The organism is Hippea sp. KM1 (assembly GCF_000526195.1).
Classification (GTDB): Bacteria; Campylobacterota_A; Desulfurellia; order Desulfurellales; family Hippeaceae; genus Hippea.
Map to the genome: position 1 here is coordinate 562,943 of NZ_JAFP01000001.1, position 15,950 is coordinate 578,892.

General features: G+C 45.4%; 14 protein-coding genes and 1 tRNA gene. All 15 read left to right on the forward strand.

Features of this window, described 5'->3' with window-relative positions; all coding sequences use genetic code 11:
* Positions 1-5 precede the first annotated feature (5 nt).
* Entirely contained in the window at positions 6-2,804 is a 2,799-nt protein-coding gene (locus D891_RS0102870) for a molybdopterin-dependent oxidoreductase (RefSeq protein ID WP_025209527.1), read from the forward strand.
* Positions 2,805-2,818: 14 nt separating this feature from the next.
* Complete coding sequence (locus D891_RS0102875; protein ID WP_025209528.1) at positions 2,819-3,427, forward strand: 4Fe-4S dicluster domain-containing protein; 609 nt, start codon at positions 2,819-2,821, stop codon at positions 3,425-3,427.
* 11 nt (positions 3,428-3,438) lie between these two features.
* Entirely contained in the window at positions 3,439-4,308 is an 870-nt protein-coding gene (gene nrfD / locus D891_RS09395; protein WP_025209529.1) for an NrfD/PsrC family molybdoenzyme membrane anchor subunit, read from the forward strand.
* Between the two features lie 74 nt (positions 4,309-4,382).
* Positions 4,383-4,458 (forward strand) — tRNA-Gly (locus D891_RS0102885).
* A gap of 56 nt (positions 4,459-4,514) precedes the next feature.
* Positions 4,515-4,958 (forward strand): phosphate-starvation-inducible PsiE family protein, encoded by a 444-nt coding sequence (locus D891_RS0102890; RefSeq protein WP_084042296.1) that lies wholly within the window; start codon positions 4,515-4,517, stop codon positions 4,956-4,958.
* A 1-nt stretch (position 4,959) separates the two neighbouring features.
* The gene (locus tag D891_RS0102895) at positions 4,960-6,696 is read left to right on the forward strand and encodes a proline--tRNA ligase (RefSeq protein ID WP_025209531.1); all 1,737 of its coding nucleotides are present in this window, start codon (positions 4,960-4,962) and stop codon (positions 6,694-6,696) included.
* The gene (locus D891_RS0102900) at positions 6,689-8,056 is read left to right on the forward strand and encodes an aminopeptidase (RefSeq protein WP_025209532.1); all 1,368 of its coding nucleotides are present in this window, start codon (positions 6,689-6,691) and stop codon (positions 8,054-8,056) included. The genes D891_RS0102895 and D891_RS0102900 overlap by 8 nt, the downstream gene beginning before the upstream one ends.
* Positions 8,056-10,161, forward strand: a complete 2,106-nt coding sequence (locus tag D891_RS09400) for an HD domain-containing phosphohydrolase (RefSeq protein WP_025209533.1) — start codon at positions 8,056-8,058, stop codon at positions 10,159-10,161. Before D891_RS0102900 ends, D891_RS09400 begins: the two co-directional genes overlap by 1 nt.
* Positions 10,158-11,555, forward strand: a complete 1,398-nt coding sequence (gene pepD, locus D891_RS0102910; protein WP_025209534.1) for a beta-Ala-His dipeptidase — start codon at positions 10,158-10,160, stop codon at positions 11,553-11,555. Before D891_RS09400 ends, pepD begins: the two co-directional genes overlap by 4 nt.
* Entirely contained in the window at positions 11,552-12,058 is a 507-nt protein-coding gene (gene mobB, locus D891_RS0102915) for a molybdopterin-guanine dinucleotide biosynthesis protein B (RefSeq protein ID WP_025209535.1), read from the forward strand. The genes pepD and mobB overlap by 4 nt, the downstream gene beginning before the upstream one ends.
* A complete protein-coding gene (locus D891_RS0102920; protein WP_025209536.1) occupies positions 12,045-13,085 on the forward strand; it encodes a glycosyltransferase in 1,041 nt (346 codons plus the stop codon). Before mobB ends, D891_RS0102920 begins: the two co-directional genes overlap by 14 nt.
* Positions 13,082-13,903 carry a lysophospholipid acyltransferase family protein gene (locus D891_RS0102925; protein ID WP_025209537.1) on the forward strand — a complete coding sequence of 274 codons (822 nt, stop codon included), beginning with the start codon at positions 13,082-13,084 and terminating at the stop codon, positions 13,901-13,903. The genes D891_RS0102920 and D891_RS0102925 overlap by 4 nt, the downstream gene beginning before the upstream one ends.
* Complete coding sequence (locus tag D891_RS0102930) at positions 13,900-14,427, forward strand: D-glycero-alpha-D-manno-heptose-1,7-bisphosphate 7-phosphatase (protein WP_025209538.1); 528 nt, start codon at positions 13,900-13,902, stop codon at positions 14,425-14,427. Before D891_RS0102925 ends, D891_RS0102930 begins: the two co-directional genes overlap by 4 nt.
* Positions 14,397-14,996, forward strand: coding sequence for a thiamine phosphate synthase (thiE, locus tag D891_RS0102935; protein ID WP_025209539.1), 600 nt, complete (start codon positions 14,397-14,399; stop codon positions 14,994-14,996). The genes D891_RS0102930 and thiE overlap by 31 nt, the downstream gene beginning before the upstream one ends.
* Entirely contained in the window at positions 14,984-15,949 is a 966-nt protein-coding gene (moaA, locus tag D891_RS0102940) for a GTP 3',8-cyclase MoaA (RefSeq protein WP_025209540.1), read from the forward strand. Before thiE ends, moaA begins: the two co-directional genes overlap by 13 nt.
* Position 15,950: the final 1 nt, after the last annotated feature.

Consider the following 15,950-nt stretch of genomic DNA (forward strand, 5'->3'; position numbering starts at 1 on the left):
GAATTATGATCTCGTTGAATAGAAGAGACTTCTTGAAGCTCTCCTCTTTGGTTGGTGGCGGTTTGCTCTTTTTTAAGCCGTCTGCCAAAGCCGGTCTTTACACACCCCACTATGAGAAGCCGAAGGGTGAGATTAAGTATTACCCCAACATCTGTAGCTTCTGCTCCACGGCTTGCGACATTAAGGTTAGAACGAGGGTTGATGGGGATTTTAAGAAACCGCAGAAGATCGATGGAAACCCCAACTCCACACTCAATAGGGGCAGGATCTGCGCAAGGGGTCAGTCTGGAATTAGAACTGTTTACAATCCCGACAGGATTAAATACCCACTTATAAGGGTTGAGGGTTCAAAGAGGGGCGAGTGGAAATTCAGAAAGGCCACCTGGAAAGAGGTGGAGGAGTACATCAGGAAGAAGGTTCAGGAACACAACATACAGCCCCATGAATTTGCCATCTTTGCAGGTCAGAGGGCCTGTGCTTATGAAAGATTGGGTGCGTTCGCTTTCTTGGCATCCATTGGTTCTCCAAACATGATTGGCTCCCCTATGCAGCAGTGCGTTATGGCTGAGCATGCCGGAACCAATGCAACCGTTGGAACCATGACATCCCACGACGAGATTCTGGTGGATATGGACAACACTAAGGTCATGTTGGTCGTGGGTAGCAACGCTGCTTTAACCGGTATCTCTGTTTCAAGGGCTGTCAGATTTGCTGAAGGTAAAAGAAATGGAATGAAGGTCATCGTTGTTGACCCGAGGATGAGCGAGACTGTATCTAAGGCCGATAAATGGATTCCTGCAAAACCCGGAACAAACATGCCGTTCTTGATGGCCGTTTTGAGGCTTATCATCAAGAATGAGTGGTATGAAGAGGAGTTCTTAAGAAGGTATACAACGGCACCGTTCCTTGTATTTGACAACAACGGCACACCCGAGGCGTTCGGCCAGAATACCAATCCTGAGGCATTGCCGTTTGCCGAGAAATACTATGTATATGATGAGATCTCCGAGCAGGTTGTTGAGGTTGAGGGCTTCACAAATGATAATATAGGCAATAGAAAGATAAAGCCAGCTCTCTTTGCACCAAAGGGCTTAACTTTCCAGGGTAAGCCAGCCAAAACCGCCTTCGATTACCTGTGGGAGGCTGTTAAGGATGCAACACCAGAGTGGGCTGCAAAGCTGTGCGATATACCCGCAAAGGATATAGAAGAGACAGCTGAGATGTTGGGCACAATCAGGCCTGCAAATGTCTATCTTGGATGGATGGACGGAAGGTATGAGGATGTTGTTCAGGCAAGGAAGACCGCAGCCATCATAAATGTGTTAATCGGAGGCGTTGATAGGGTTGGCGGTTGGATCTATACGCCTGAATTAAGAGAGGGTATGGAGAGGTTCCACAAGGCCTATGAGTCCGGTCAGCTTAAAAACCCCATGAATCTATTGATGGCAACAGCTATGGCTCCGGGCTTGCTTGGAATGGTAGGCAAGCTTGAGGGTATGATGTATTCAGGTAAATTCCCTCTATTCAGAGGATACCCCCATTTCTCCAGGGCCTATTTTGAATACAGGGCAAAGAAGGAAGGTAAGAAGGGTATACCGTTCTCACTCTTTACAAACGCTGGATTCCAGGAGGCGGTTGAGGGTAAGCTAACCTGGAACGGTAAACCCTATCAGATAAAGTTTGCATACATCTATTCTACAAATCCGTTGAAGGATTACTATGGATATAAAAGCTGGGTAAAGACATTCACAAACCCCAACCTGAAGTTGGTCGTTGTGGATGAGATTTTGCCGTCCGATATGGCAGCATACGCCGATGTTATACTGCCGGATAAGACATACCTTGAAAAATACAGCACGATCATGCCAGATGGGCCCAACAGCGACATGGCCATAAGAATGAGATTCCCAAGCGTCAGCCAGATCGGCGATGTTAAGGGTGGCGATGAGGTATATTGCATGCTCTCCAATGCCATCGCAGGCAAAAGAGGCGGTGATTATTTCTCAGCAGCCATGATAGTAAGCCAGTTCACCGGCTGGAATATGAAGACTGTAACAAAGGAGTACGCACTTGCCTGGAGGGGTAAAAAGCCTCTGTATAAGGCAAATAGAGACATCGCCCTGTCTGAGGTGTCAAAGAAGCTCGGCATGACAAGCAAGCAGCTTGAGAAGGCATTGGAGGAGAAGGGTGTTTTGGTTCTTAAGAAGAAAGAGGAGTTGATGGAAGAAGCCGGAATGCCTTACAAGGTCCCCGTTCCGACCTTCTCAGGAAGGGTCGAGATATACTCCACACTCTTTGCACACTTCAATCATGTCTATGGTGTGGATCCGCACTGGGATCCTATATTGAAGTTCATACCGTTTGAATACAAAAAAGGCGCTGGATTGGATTACAAACCAACGGGTAATGAGTTCTTCTTTGCATTCGGTAAGGTGCCTGAGATGACATACCTGACAACGGCCGACAACCCGCTGTTGCATGCGCTTGTTGAAAGGCATAAAGAGGAGAATTACGGCTTCTGGATGAATCCTAAGGCAGCTGCAAGGCTCGGGCTTAAAGAGGGAGATAAGATAGAGGTTGAAAACACCGTATCTGGTCAGAAGGTAAAATCCTTTGTTCATATAACAGAGGGTATAAGGGAAGATACGGTATATGTAATGAGTGATTTCGGTGTTCAAAACAAGAAGCTTACCTATGCTGCCGGTAAGGGTGTTGATTTAGGTAGGCTTATACCTTATAGATTGGGGCCGGTTACAGCTTCTGCTATGAGCTGTCAGTTTACGGTCAAGATAAGAAAAATATAGTCGGAGGCTAAACGATGGCAAGATATGGAATGGTAATGGATGTTAGCTCCTGTCTGGGGTGCAGGGCTTGTATGGCGGCTTGCTCCCAGTGGAATCAGACGCCTTTCTGGGCTGAAGATTTCGAAGGCAAGTGGAGAACGAGGGTGACACCCCTTGAGGAAGGTAAGTTTCCAGAGGTAAGAAAGGTTTTCTTCCCAACGATATGTATGCACTGTGAGAATCCTCCCTGTCATTCCGTCTGTCCAACCGGTGCTACATACATAAACAAGGACGGCATCGTATTGATTGATTACGACCTCTGCTTAGGTTGCGGATACTGTATAGAGGCATGCCCCTATGATGCCAGATATGAGTATGAGAAAGAGGATTTAGAGAAGGATGAGTTCTATTTTGGCGAGGATGCAAGGCACCATCAGGTTCACATAGATAAGTGTACATTCTGCGTCGATAGGCTCGAAGAGGGGTTGGAGCCCAGCTGTGCTGCAACATGCGTGGGCCATGCAAGGATATTCGGTGATCTGGACGATCCAAATTCAGAGGCGGCAAAGCTTGTTAATTCTGGAAAGGCTAAACCTTTGGGCGAGTATATGGGCGCCAAACCGAAGGTTTACTATATAAAGTAAAGGAGGGAAAAATGGATTTGGTACAACAGCATACATGGGGATGGTTTATCGCCATCTATCTGTTTTTCGGTGGTTTGGGTGGAGCCACTATGGCTTTGGGTATATTGGGTGAATTGAGATTTAAGATGGGCAAATGGTTCGGCATTGGAACTGCAATGCTCGGTCTTGCCATATTGAGCTTCGGTCTTATATGGTTGGTTCTTGACTTGATTGACCCCTTCAGGTTCCTTTTGGCTTTCTGGGTTAAAGGTATAGGCCACTCCTGGATCGCACGCGGTATGGTTATCATTAATGGTGCTTATATCTTCGGTGTTCTTTACGCTCTGGCTGCTTTTTACGGCTGGGAGACATTTAAGAAATGGATGGGTTATCTGGCTATGTTCTGCGGATTCGGCGTTACAACATACACCGGTTTGTTGCTCAATGCCAATGTCGGTATTCCATTCTGGCACACACCGGCTTTACCTGTTCTGTTTACGGTTAGTGCATTCTCCACGGGTTGTGCTTTGCTGATGTGGGTTTTGGCAGCCTTAAAATCCCATGAGGCCGATCACTATTTCCACTTTATAGAGGGATTCGATATATTCCTTATCTCCTTAGAACTGCTTGTAATATTTGCATACTTCGATTTTGCAAGATTGGGCAATGCAGCCGTTATGAAGAGCGCTCAGCTTCTTTTACATAATCCTATGTTTACCATTGGCTTCCTTGTTATGGGTCTTATTATGCCCCTTATTCTTGAGGCTTATGCATCAACAAAGGAGCATTCCAAGGGCTTGGCCGTTTTTGCCTCCCTGCTGGTATTGGTAGGTGGATTCCTTTTGAGGTATCTGATTGTGTGGGCTGGAGTATTCCAGTATCCGCACGGGCTTGCAGGATAGAATAAGCAATGCACCAGCCCCTTAAAAGGGGCTGGACTTTTTTGTTTGTTTGATTAAAATCTATAGCGGTTTGGGCGGATGTAGCTCAGGTGGTAGAGCGCAAGCTTCCCAAGCTTGATGTCGCGGGTTCGAGTCCCGTCATCCGCTCCATTTTTTGCCTTCCTTCTTTCTTGACCTAAATTATTTTTTCATATATCCTTACAACCATGAAAGTAGATTTAGTCAAGAAGGCAATGGATTTTATCCTATACATACTCTCCATACTTATCCTTGTTATAATACTCTTTTACCTGCTTAAGCTTATATTTGACCTAAAAGACATCATATTTGCGTTTCCGCCGCCCAATAAGACCATGTCCAGAGCCGTTGAGGAGGTGCTCAATCTGTTTGTATTGATAGAGTTCTTCAGGGGCACCATATCCTATTTCGATTTTGAAAGGATAAAGCTGTCATACATAGCCGATGCAGCGATCGTTTTTGTCTTAAGGGAGGTTATGATTGCCACATTCTATCATGAATTGAACTTCAAGATGGCCATAGCATACTCGGTTGTCATCTTGGCTATCATAGGCCTAAGGACATTGACGATAATATACACACCCGATATGAATAAGCCGATAAGGGTTAGAAAAATAAAGCAGGAGAGGTAAGATGCGTTATTCTGAATCGTTTATATACACGCTGAAGGAGGATCAGAAAGAGGCTGCGATAGTCAGCCACAATCTGCTTTTAAGGGGTGGTTTTATATTAAAACTCGCAAGCGGTATATACAACTATCTCCCACTTGGCCTTAGGGTTATAAAGAAGGTTTCTGATATTGTAAGGGAGGAGATGAATAAAGCCGGAGCCCAAGAGATCCTCATGGCTGCAATCCAGCCTGCGGAGTTGTGGAAGGAGTCCGGCAGGTGGAACGATTACGGCAAGGAGCTTTTGCGTATAAAGGACAGGGGCGATAGGGATTTTGTTTTTGGCCCGACGCATGAGGAGGTTGTCACCGATATAGTCAGGCGCTTTGTGAAGAGCTATAAGCAGATGCCTTTGAATCTATATCAGATTCAGACGAAGTTCAGGGATGAGTTGCGCCCCAGATTCGGCCTTATGCGTGGCAGGGAATTCATAATGAAGGATGCATACAGCTTTGATAAGGACGAGGCCGGAATGGATGTAAGCTATGAAAAGATGAGTGTGGCCTATCACAATATATTCAGGCGTTGCGGATTGGCCTTCAGAAGCGTTGAGGCCGATACCGGTTCTATCGGGGGCAAGGACTCTGAGGAGTTTATGGTTTTAAGCCAGACCGGTGAGGATGAGATAGTGGTTTGCGACAGCTGCAATTATGCCTCCAATGTGGAGAGGGCAGCAAGCATAGTGGAGGATGAGCCTGGTGAGGAGATGCAGCTAAAAAAGGTGGCAACACCAAATAAGCAGACGATTAAGGATGTCTGCGATTTTTTGGGCTCAGACCCGGCCTTTTCGGCCAAGGCCTTAGTTTACAAGAACGAGAAGGGCGAGGTGTTCTGCTTCTTTATTGAGGGTGATGATGAGTTGAACCTAATCAAGGCCATGAGGGCAACGGGCAGCGTTGAGCTTGAGATGGTTAGCGATGATGAGCTTGAAAAACTCGGCCTTGCCAAGGGCTATATAGGACCTGTGGATTTTCCAGGCAAGGGCGTTAAGGTGTTGTGCGATGAAAGGATAAAAAACAGAAACAACCTCGTTGTGGGTGCTAATGAGGAGGGTTATCATTTAACGGGCGCTAAATTCGGCAGGGATTTTGAATGCCCAACGGCCGATCTGAGGCTTGTAAAGGAAGGTGAGCTGTGTCCAAAATGCAAAAAGGGAAGATTGAAGAAGGTTAGGGGCATAGAGGTTGGGCATATATTCAAGCTCGGCCAGAAATACTCAAAGGCGATGAATGCCACATTCTTAGATGAAAACGGCAAGAGCGTTCCTTATTATATGGGGTGTTATGGCATAGGCATAGGAAGGACAGCCCAGGCTGCGATTGAGCAGAACCACGACGAATACGGCATAATCTGGCCTATCTCCATTGCGCCGTTTGAGATAGAGATCGTCTCGCTCGATACTCGAAATAAGGAGTTGGTTGCCTTCTGTGATGCCCTGTATGAGAAGGCAAAACAGGAGGGTCTTGATGTTTTGTATGATGATAGGGATGAGCGTGCGGGAATTAAATTAAACGATATGGACTTGATTGGGATACCCATCAGGGTTATAGTTGGTAAGAAGGCCTTTGAAAAAGGAGAGGTTGAGGTCTCCTTACGCAGGAATAGGAAGAAGCAGACCGTTGAGAAGGATAGGGTTCTTCAGAAGATAAAGGAGCTTAGGGATATGCTCTATAAGGAGATAGAGGAGGGTAAGAATGGATAAGGAAAGAATAGAAGAGATAAAAAAGAAGCTGGCATATAAGAGTGAAAACGGCTGGAAGGATGAATCGTATAAGAGTGAGGTTTTTGAGTTTGCCGAAAAATACAAGGATTTTATAGGAAGGTGCAAAACCGAGAGGGAAACGGTTAGGTATGTAAGGGATGAATTTGGAAGGCTCTCTAAAAAGGGTGATTTCTTTATTATAAACAGGGGTAAGAATATTGCACTGATTAGGCTGGGCGATAAATTCGGGATGAAGCTTGTCGCAAGCCATATAGATACGCCCAGGATAGACATAAAGCAGAATCCGCTCTTTGAGGATACCGAGATCGCCTTATTCCACACCCATTACTATGGCGGTATAAAGAAGTATCAGTGGTTTAACATACCGCTTGCCATACACGGCGTTGTTGTTAATTCAAACGGTGATGTTTTAGAGGTTAACATAGGCGAAAACGATGATGATCCTGTTTTTGTCATACCGGATCTATTGCCCCATCTCTCCCATAAGATTATGGATGATAAAAAGGTAAAGGAGGCCTTTGAGGCCGAGAAGATGAACCTTATAGTCGGCAGCATACCGCTGGATAAACAGGAAAAGGAGACGGTTAAGCTCAATGTTTTAAGCATCCTGAATGAGAAATACGGCATCGTGGAGGAGGATTTTATATCTGCAGAGCTGTCTATAGTGCCGGCCTTTAAGCCCAAGGATGTGGGTTTTGATAGGGGGCTTTTGGCTGCATACGGACATGACGATAGGATATGCGCATTCTGTTCAAAGGAGGCTTTCTTTAAATCCCAAGCCAATTCAAAGACGATTGTTGCCCTTATGATAGATAAAGAGGAGATAGGTTCAGACGGCAACACCGGTGCAAAATCGAGGTTTCTGTTAGATGTTGTGGTTGAAATACTGAAGAAGCAGGGTCTTGAGCCCAATTTTGAGCATATATCGGAGTTTTTGAAGAACTCCGAGGTCTTGAGCGCTGATGTTAACGGCGCTGTTAATCCGATGTATAAAGAGGTTCATGAGAAGGATAATGCAAGCTATCTGAATCACGGCGTTGTGCTAACCAAGTTTACAGGCCACGGTGGCAAATATATGGCAAATGATGCCCATGCAGAATTCGTTGGTAAGATAAGAAGGATATTTAACGATGCCAATGTTAACTGGCAGATTGGCGAGCTTGGGAAGGTGGATGAAGGCGGTGGTGGAACGATAGCAAAATATCTGGCCGCCTGGAATATGGATGTCATCGACTGCGGGCCTGCTTTGATCTCGATGCATTCGCCGTATGAGATAGCCTCAAAGAGCGACCTGTTTGAGACATACAAGGCTTACAAGGCCTTTTTTGAAAGTGATTGATGAATAAGCAGGATCAATTTTTAAAAATCATAGAGGTTCTTCATAGCTGTGTCCATTGCAAGATGGGCTGGCAGCCCATATTAAAGGAGATTGCAGCCTTTTTTGGGGCAGATGCTGCCTTCTTTGCCGAGGTTGTGGATGACAGGATAGTTGAGTGCTATTGCTCAGATGAGGAGCTTGGGCGGTGCAAAATACCCGATACATCCATAGCTGCAAAGACTATTAAACAGAACGATACTATAGTTGTCTCTAATTACCAGCAGAGTGAGTTTGCCGATGAGTTTTGGGTAAAGAAGGATGTGAAATGTGTTGCAAGCACGCCCGTTTCCTTTGAGGATAGGGTATTTGGTGCTTTATTGCTGGTCAGGCTTAAGGAGCAGAAGAGGTTTACCGCAAGGCAACTTGAGCTTCTAAAGGCCATAGCCAGGGTAATGTCCTTTTCTTTGTATTACGACTCAAAGCTCAAGGCGACAGATACCATACTCTCCTTGATGCTGAAGGAGTTTGAGTTTTTTTACAACCAGCGGCTGCCGCACTATTTTAACAAGGAGGAGCTTAAGGAGTGGGTCTCCTCTTACCTTGAAAACATACTCAACATAACACGGGCCAGGGCCGTGGGTTTTGTTTTCCCCGATGAGAATATATATGCCGTTGTAAGCAGGGACGGTGAGGGGGTTAGGTGTATATTTTATACCGATAATACCGAGGCTAAGGATTGGATACTATACAGGATGTGGGAGAACTCCATTGGCGAGGTGGTGGAGGCCACGCAGCTTGAGAAATACAACCTTAAACCTTCGGGGTTGTTTAAGAGCTTTCAGATTAAATCTGCCCTCTTTGTTCCTGTAAGATACAACGATAAGGTTATTGTGGCTATGGGCTTTGGCTTTGGCCAGAACATAAACATAGACCACGATTTCAAATTGGCCCTGCAGAACTCAGCTGCCCATCTGGCCTTTATGTTGGTTGCGGCAAAGAATTTATCCATATTGAACGATAGGCTGGCCGATACGGAGGAGAGCTTCTTAGAATCCTTTATATTGATGATGGAGGCAAGGGACTCATACACCAAGGGCCATTCAAAGAGGGTTGCTTTGTATGCTAAGGCCATGGCAAAAGAGTTGGGCTGGTCTGCGAAGGACCAGGATATGATATATTTAGCCGGCATACTTCACGATATAGGCAAGATCGGTATACCGGATAACATACTCTTAAAGCCTGGAAAGCTCACGCCCAACGAATACAGGATCATAAAGAACCACGCCGAGTTTTCATACCAGATAATAAAGAACATAAAGAAGTTTGACAGTATAGCCTATTTTGTTAGGTATCATCACGAGCGGTGCGACGGTAGCGGTTATCCCAAGGGCTTGGTCTGCGATGAGATACCGATAGGCGCAAGGATCTTGGCTATAGCCGATGTGTTTGATGCCATAACATCGACAAGGCCATACAGAAAGAAGCTGTCGGTCGATAGGGCCTTGGAGGTCTTGGTCGAGATGGAAAAGGGACTGGATCAAAACATCGTGGGCAGGGTATTGGATGTTTTGAGACAGACCTATTACGATATAGAGAGCTATCAGGAGAAGAGGGAGTTTGTGCCTGAGGAGATAGAGGAGATCAGAAAGAGGATCTTCACCACCGATTACATGACAGGCCTTCTAAGGAGAAAGCAGTTTATAGAGAGGGTTTCTAAGTTTATAGAGGACAACAAAAAATTCTGGGTGTTTTACTTTGACATAAAGAACCTAAGCTATATCAATTACAGCTATTCCATGGATATAGGCGATAAGATCATCATATACACAGCCGAGGCCTTAAAGTCGATGAAAGAGGTGAGGTTTTTGGCAAGGGTCGAGCCGGATGCCTTCTATTTTGTCTATGATGATGAGATAGAGCCCGCTGTGTTTAGTGTTGAGGTGAAGAAGAGGGTTAAGGATTTTGTCATAGATAAACTATCTGAGGAAGAGTTCTTTATGAGCAGCTGGAAGAGGATCATAAATTACTATGTGTCGTTTTCTGAGTTCATACCGGGTAAGACCGTTGAGGAGATGATGTATGAGTGTAAACAGAAGAAAAAGGAATTTGAGGAGATGTTTCTATGATAGATAGGGTTATTGATATTTTTAAAGAGATATCTAATATTCCACGCTGCTCCAAAAACTGCTCTGCCATGTCGTCGTATCTGTGCAGGTGGGCAGAAGAGAACGGTTTTGACTGCAGGCAGGATGACGCCTTGAATGTGTTTATAGATGTGCCTGCATCAGAGGGATATGAGAACAGGCCAGTTGTGGCCCTTCAGGGCCATATGGATATGGTTTGCGTAAAAAGCGATACATCGAACCACGATTTTTCCAAAGACCCGATAAGGGTTTATGCAGACGGCGACTGGCTGAAGGCAGACGGCACAACGCTGGGCGCCGATAACGGTATAGCCCTGGCGATGGCCATGTCTATAGCATTGGATAGGGATTCAAAGCACCCGCCGCTTCAGTTGATATTTACGGCTGATGAGGAGATCGGTTTGGTTGGGGCATCAAGGATAGACGGCAGCATGATCAAGGCCTGCGAGCTTATAAACATAGATTCAGAAACAGAAGGCGTGTTTGTTATAGGCTGTGCTGGAGGTGAGGATAGCGAGCTGTCGTTGAGGGTATCAAGGGTTGATTACAAAGTGGACAAGCCGTTTAGGATAACGGTTTCTGGGTTGCTTGGCGGACATTCAGGTATGGAGATTAACAAAAAGAGGGCTAATGCCATAAAGCTCATAAACGAGATATTGAGCGAGGCATTTGAGTTTGTTGAGCTTGTGCATCTTAAAGGCGGCAAGATGAGAAACGCCATACCTGCCTATGCAGAGGCGGAGGTGTATGCAAAGAACCTGGATGGGCTTAAGGGTGTATTGTCGTTTTTGAGGCAGAAATTCAGGGATGAATACCCCAATGAAGAGATAAGAATAGAGCTTGTTGACGGGGATTTTGATAAAAAGCCCGTCTCTAAAGCAGATTTTCTGGCTATTGTTAAACTTCTAAAGGAATTGCCACACGGCGTTTATAGGATGTATGATGATAAAATCCCCATGATATCCAACAACCTGGCCATAGTTGAACTGCTTGAGGATAGGCTGGATATAGCGACAAACCAGAGGAGCTTAACGGAGGATGGCCTTGATGAGATTACGGGTGTTATAGAGAGGATAGCGGGCGAGTTTGGCTGCTCCTTTAGAAGACACAGCAGGTATTCCTCATGGACTCCAAACGAAGACTCTCACCTTTTGAGGAAGGCTGTTCATCTGTGGGGTGAGATGTACGGACAAAAGCCGGCCGTTGAGATTATACATGCCGGCCTCGAATGCGGCATAATAGGCTCAAAGAAAAAAGGGATAGATATGATCTCATTGGGGCCGAATATAGAGGATGCGCACACCCCCCAGGAAAGACTGAGCATCTCATCGACAGAGAGGGTCTATAACTTTATCTGCAAGCTTTTAGAGAGATGAAGCCGTTTTTTATCGGTTTTGTAGGCCATTCAGGCATGGGCAAGACAACCCTCATAGAGAAGCTGATAAGGCGTTTTTCTTACGATGGGTATGTTGTCGGTGCCATAAAGCACGATGCCCACGGCTTTGAGATTGACTATCCGGGTAAGGATTCATACAGGATGAAGCATGCAGGCGCCAAGCGTGTGGTTCTATCCTCATCCAAGAAGTTTGCCCTGATAGAGGATAGGGATAAGGAGAAGGATTTAGACCAGATAAAGGGGCTTTTTGGCGATTGTGATATTGTGTTTGTTGAGGGGTATAAGCTCGGTGATATAGCAAAGATTGAGGTTTACAGAAGACAGAAGGGTGGGGATTTGCTTATCAATCGGGGAATAGAAAACATCATTGCCGTTGCATCGGATGAGAGGCTTGATCTGCCCGTTGAGTGCTTTGATATAAACGATGTCGATGGTTTGGCTTCCTTTTTAAAGACCTTCTTAAAGGGCAATGAGGATACTTAACATAGAATCCGCCACAAACTTCTCCGGTGGTGTAAATCAGACAATCATAAACTGCTTGGGGCTTAAGGAGAGAGGGCATGAGGTATATCTTGCCTGCGTTTACAACTCCCCCATCCACAAAAGGCTAAAGGGTAAGGGTGTAGGTTTTGTCTTTATAGATGAGGATAGGGTTTTGTATTCTGCTGGGGTTGTTAGGGGTTTTTTAAAGAACAATCCTGTCGATATTGTCCACACCCACCACTCTAAAGGGCATGAGATAGGCCTGTGGGCGTTGATGTTTAGAAAGAAAGAGAAGCTTGTTGTTCAAAGGAGCGTTCTGTTTCCAACAAGAAACCTGTTTAAATACCTAAACCCCAGGATCGATCTGTTTATAGCAAACTCAAAAGCCGTTAGGGATGTTTTGGTGAGGCATTTTGTCAGGCAAGACAAGATAAGGGTTGTCTATTCTGCGGCAAATATCGACAGGATAAGAAGAATAGATAAAAAAGAGGTCAGGGATAGATTTGGTTTTAGGGGTTTTGTCTTTGGTGTTGTGGGCAATTACTCCTCTTACAAGGGGCATGATCTGTTGCTTGAGGCCTTCTTTAGGCTGGACCTAAAAGAGACCATGCTCGTTTTTGTGGGCAAGGATACAGAAATGCTGATGGATAAGGCTAAGGCCATGGGTATTGAGGATAGGGTTAAGGCACTCGGTTTTAGGACCGATGCGGTCGATATTATGAACGGTTTTGATGCCCTGGTTGTGCCTTCGTTTAAGGAGAGCTTTCCCAATGTTGTAATCGAGGCCTTTCTGTTGGGGGTTCCTGTTATAGGGAGCGCCGTTGGTGGTGTTGTTGAGCTTCTATCCGATAACAGGGGGATTTTAGCTAAACCCGATGCAGACTCCTTGAGTGATGCTATGGAGAGGATGGTCTTTGCCGATAGGGAGTCTATGGCTGATAGAGCGAAAGGGTTTGCCCTGGATAACCTGTTGGCAGAAAAGAAGATAGAGAGGCTTGAATCCATATACAGGGAGCTTTTGAGTTGAGGTTCATTTATCGCTTCTTGAGGCTGTGGCCGCTTTGTTGTCTGAAGGCTTTATTCAGAGCGGTTGTTGTTCTGGTCTATTTTATACTCTCAAAGCGCAGAAGGATTACGCAAAATAACATAAGGTTTGCCATCGGCGGGGATTACAAAAGGCTTGCACTTAAGAGCTATCTCTATTTTGCCGATATGGTTGCATTTAATGTAAAATACCTCCAGAATAGGGATTTTATAAAAAAACACTTCACCGTAGAGGGTTATGAGAACTATCTAAAGGCGAAATCCTTAAAGAGGGGTGTTATATTCACCACCGCCCATTTTGGCAACTGGGAGATGCTTGTCTGCGCCTTTGCCGTGCTTAAGGAGCCCATAAATATCATGGTAAGGCCTATTGATAACAAAAGCGTCGATGAGCTTGTTGAGTCTATCCGTTCATCCTGCGGCAACAGGGTATTATCATCACGCATGAGCGCTTTTGAGTTTATCAGGATGTTGAAAAGGGGCGAGGTTTTGGGCATTCTGATTGATCAGGCAGGGGGCGATGGCTCTTTTAAGGTGAACTTCTTTGGCAGGAAGGCTAAGGTTAGCGAGAGTGTTGGTGTGTTTGCATGCAAGCTCGGCGTGCCTGTCTTGCCCGCCTATCTAAAAGAGGATGGCAATAGCTTTACAATTGTGATTGAAGAGGCTATCCTATGCGATACGGATAAGCCAAAAAGGGAGGCTATCCAGGGGGTTATGGATAGGGTCTATGAGCGGTTTGAGGATTGGATTAAAAAACAACCCCATAAGTATTTCTGGATGCATAACAGGTGGAAGGAATGAAGGCTGTATTTTTGGACAGAGACGGAACGATTATAGAGGATGTTAATTACTTAAGCAGGCTTGAGGATATAAGGCTTATAGATAGGGCAAGGGAGGCGCTTGAGCTTTTTAAGGATAACGGGTTTAAGATCATCGTTGTCTCCAATCAATCGGGTGTTGGGAGGGGCTATTTCTCCTCTGAGTTTGTAAAAGAGGCCAATAACCTCTTAAATGAGATGGTCGATGGTCTGATTGACGGTTTCTATTTCTGTCCACATCTGCCTGAGGATAACTGCTCATGCAGAAAACCCAAAACCGGTATGGTCGATGAGGCCATAAGGGACTTTAATCTCTCAAAGGATGGTTCGTTTGTGATAGGCGATAAGGAGAGCGATGTTGAATTGGGCATAAATGCAGGCATTGAGCCTGTGCTGGTTTTGACCGGATACGGTGAAAGGTATAGGGATTCAACGAAGGCAAGATTGATTTTTAAGGATATTTATGAGGCTGCAAGATGGATCTGCCAAAAGGGTTCTATGGAATAACCGATGAGCGTTTTGGCTGCGTTGAGTCTGCCAAAAAACTCATAGACTTTGGCGCCAAGATCATTCAATACCGCTGCAAGAATAAAACCGATAGGCAGATGCTAAGGGAGGCTGAGCTAATCAGAAAACTGACACGGGATGCCGGTGTGGTTTTTATCATAGACGATAGGGTAGATTTGGCGCTCCTTGTTGGGGCAGACGGCGTTCATGTGGGTGATAAGGATTTTCCGCCGTGCGAGATTAGAAGGATCGTTCCTGAAGGCTTCATTATAGGCCTTTCGACGCATAGCCTTGAGGATGTTGAGCATGCCTCATGCTGCGATTACATAGGCGTCGGGCCTGTGTTTGCCACGACAACGAAGGATAAGCCCCATCCCACTTTGGGCGTTGAGCTTGCTGAAGAGATGGTAATCAAAAGCCCCTATCCGGCCTTTTTAATTGGCGGTATAGCTTTGGATAATATAGAATCAATAAAACACATACCCGCATGGGGCTTTGTTAGTGTCAGGGATGTTCTGGCTAACGATAAAACTCATTTTGAAAGGATGTTGGAAATATGGAACAGCTGATAGATAGATTCGGCAGGCGCATAAATTACCTTCGCATCTCGATAACGGATAGGTGCAACTTCAGGTGTATCTATTGTATGCCTAAGGACGGCATAGAGTGGAAGCCCATGAGTGAGATTTTGAGCTATGAGGAGATAGCACTTTTTGTCCTTGTTGCAGCCGAGCTTGGCATTAACAAGATAAAGCTTACAGGCGGCGAGCCTTTGGTAAGAAAGGGCATCGATGGGCTCGTTTCTATGCTTAAAAGCATAAACGGCATAGATGAAATATCTCTAACGACCAACGGAAGCCTGCTAAAAAAGTATGCAAGGGGCCTAAAGGAGGCAGGCCTTGATAGGATAACCATTAGCCTTGATACGCTAAAACCCGATAGGTTTAGACTGATTACACGGCTTGGCAATATAGAGGATGTGCTTGAGGGGTTTGATGTATTGGATGAGTTGGGTTTTAAAAATACCAAGATAAACACCGTCGTCATGAGGGGTGTAAACGACGATGAGGTGCTGGATTTGATGGAGTTTGCCCTAAATAGGGGTGTCGATATAAGGTTTATCGAGTTTATGCCGACCGATGTGGTTAAGGACTGGCAGCGCTATTTTATCAGCATAAACGACATAAAGAGCATAATTGAGACAAGATACACCTTGAAGCCGGCCGATAAAAAGAGCAACGGGCCTTCTGTTTACTATAGCGTTGGCGATGGCTTTGTCGGTTTTATAACACCGCTTTCTAAGACCTTCTGCAGCGTATGCAATAGAATCAGGCTAACAAGCGATGGGGCTATCCTGCCATGCTTAGGACACCCCGATAGGGTATCCATAAAAGAAGCAGCAAGGAAGGGTGATAAGGATAGACTTAAGAGACTCCTTAGAGAGGCTATCAGGATCAAGCCTAAAGAACATGCCCTGTTGAGCGAGAATATACACTCAAGCATGTCGGCTGTTGGGGGTTAGT

Bases quoted from the DNA above. Each gene is read 5' to 3' on its own strand.
- D891_RS0102900 (WP_025209532.1), top strand. From the start codon at position 6,689: ATGGATAAGGAAAGAATAGAAGAGATAAAAAAGAAGCTGGCATATAAG.
- D891_RS0102930 (WP_025209538.1), top strand. From the start codon at position 13,900: ATGAAGGCTGTATTTTTGGACAGAGACGGAACGATTATAGAGGATGTT.
- D891_RS0102890 (WP_084042296.1), top strand. From the start codon at position 4,515: ATGAAAGTAGATTTAGTCAAGAAGGCAATGGATTTTATCCTATACATA.
- D891_RS0102920 (WP_025209536.1), top strand. From the start codon at position 12,045: ATGAGGATACTTAACATAGAATCCGCCACAAACTTCTCCGGTGGTGTA.
- D891_RS09400 (WP_025209533.1), top strand. From the start codon at position 8,056: ATGAATAAGCAGGATCAATTTTTAAAAATCATAGAGGTTCTTCATAGC.
- mobB (WP_025209535.1), top strand. From the start codon at position 11,552: ATGAAGCCGTTTTTTATCGGTTTTGTAGGCCATTCAGGCATGGGCAAG.
- pepD (WP_025209534.1), top strand. From the start codon at position 10,158: ATGATAGATAGGGTTATTGATATTTTTAAAGAGATATCTAATATTCCA.
- moaA (WP_025209540.1), top strand. From the start codon at position 14,984: ATGGAACAGCTGATAGATAGATTCGGCAGGCGCATAAATTACCTTCGC.
- nrfD (WP_025209529.1), top strand. From the start codon at position 3,439: ATGGATTTGGTACAACAGCATACATGGGGATGGTTTATCGCCATCTAT.
- D891_RS0102895 (WP_025209531.1), top strand. From the start codon at position 4,960: ATGCGTTATTCTGAATCGTTTATATACACGCTGAAGGAGGATCAGAAA.
- D891_RS0102870 (WP_025209527.1), top strand. From the start codon at position 6: ATGATCTCGTTGAATAGAAGAGACTTCTTGAAGCTCTCCTCTTTGGTT.
- thiE (WP_025209539.1), top strand. From the start codon at position 14,397: ATGGATCTGCCAAAAGGGTTCTATGGAATAACCGATGAGCGTTTTGGC.
- D891_RS0102875 (WP_025209528.1), top strand. From the start codon at position 2,819: ATGGCAAGATATGGAATGGTAATGGATGTTAGCTCCTGTCTGGGGTGC.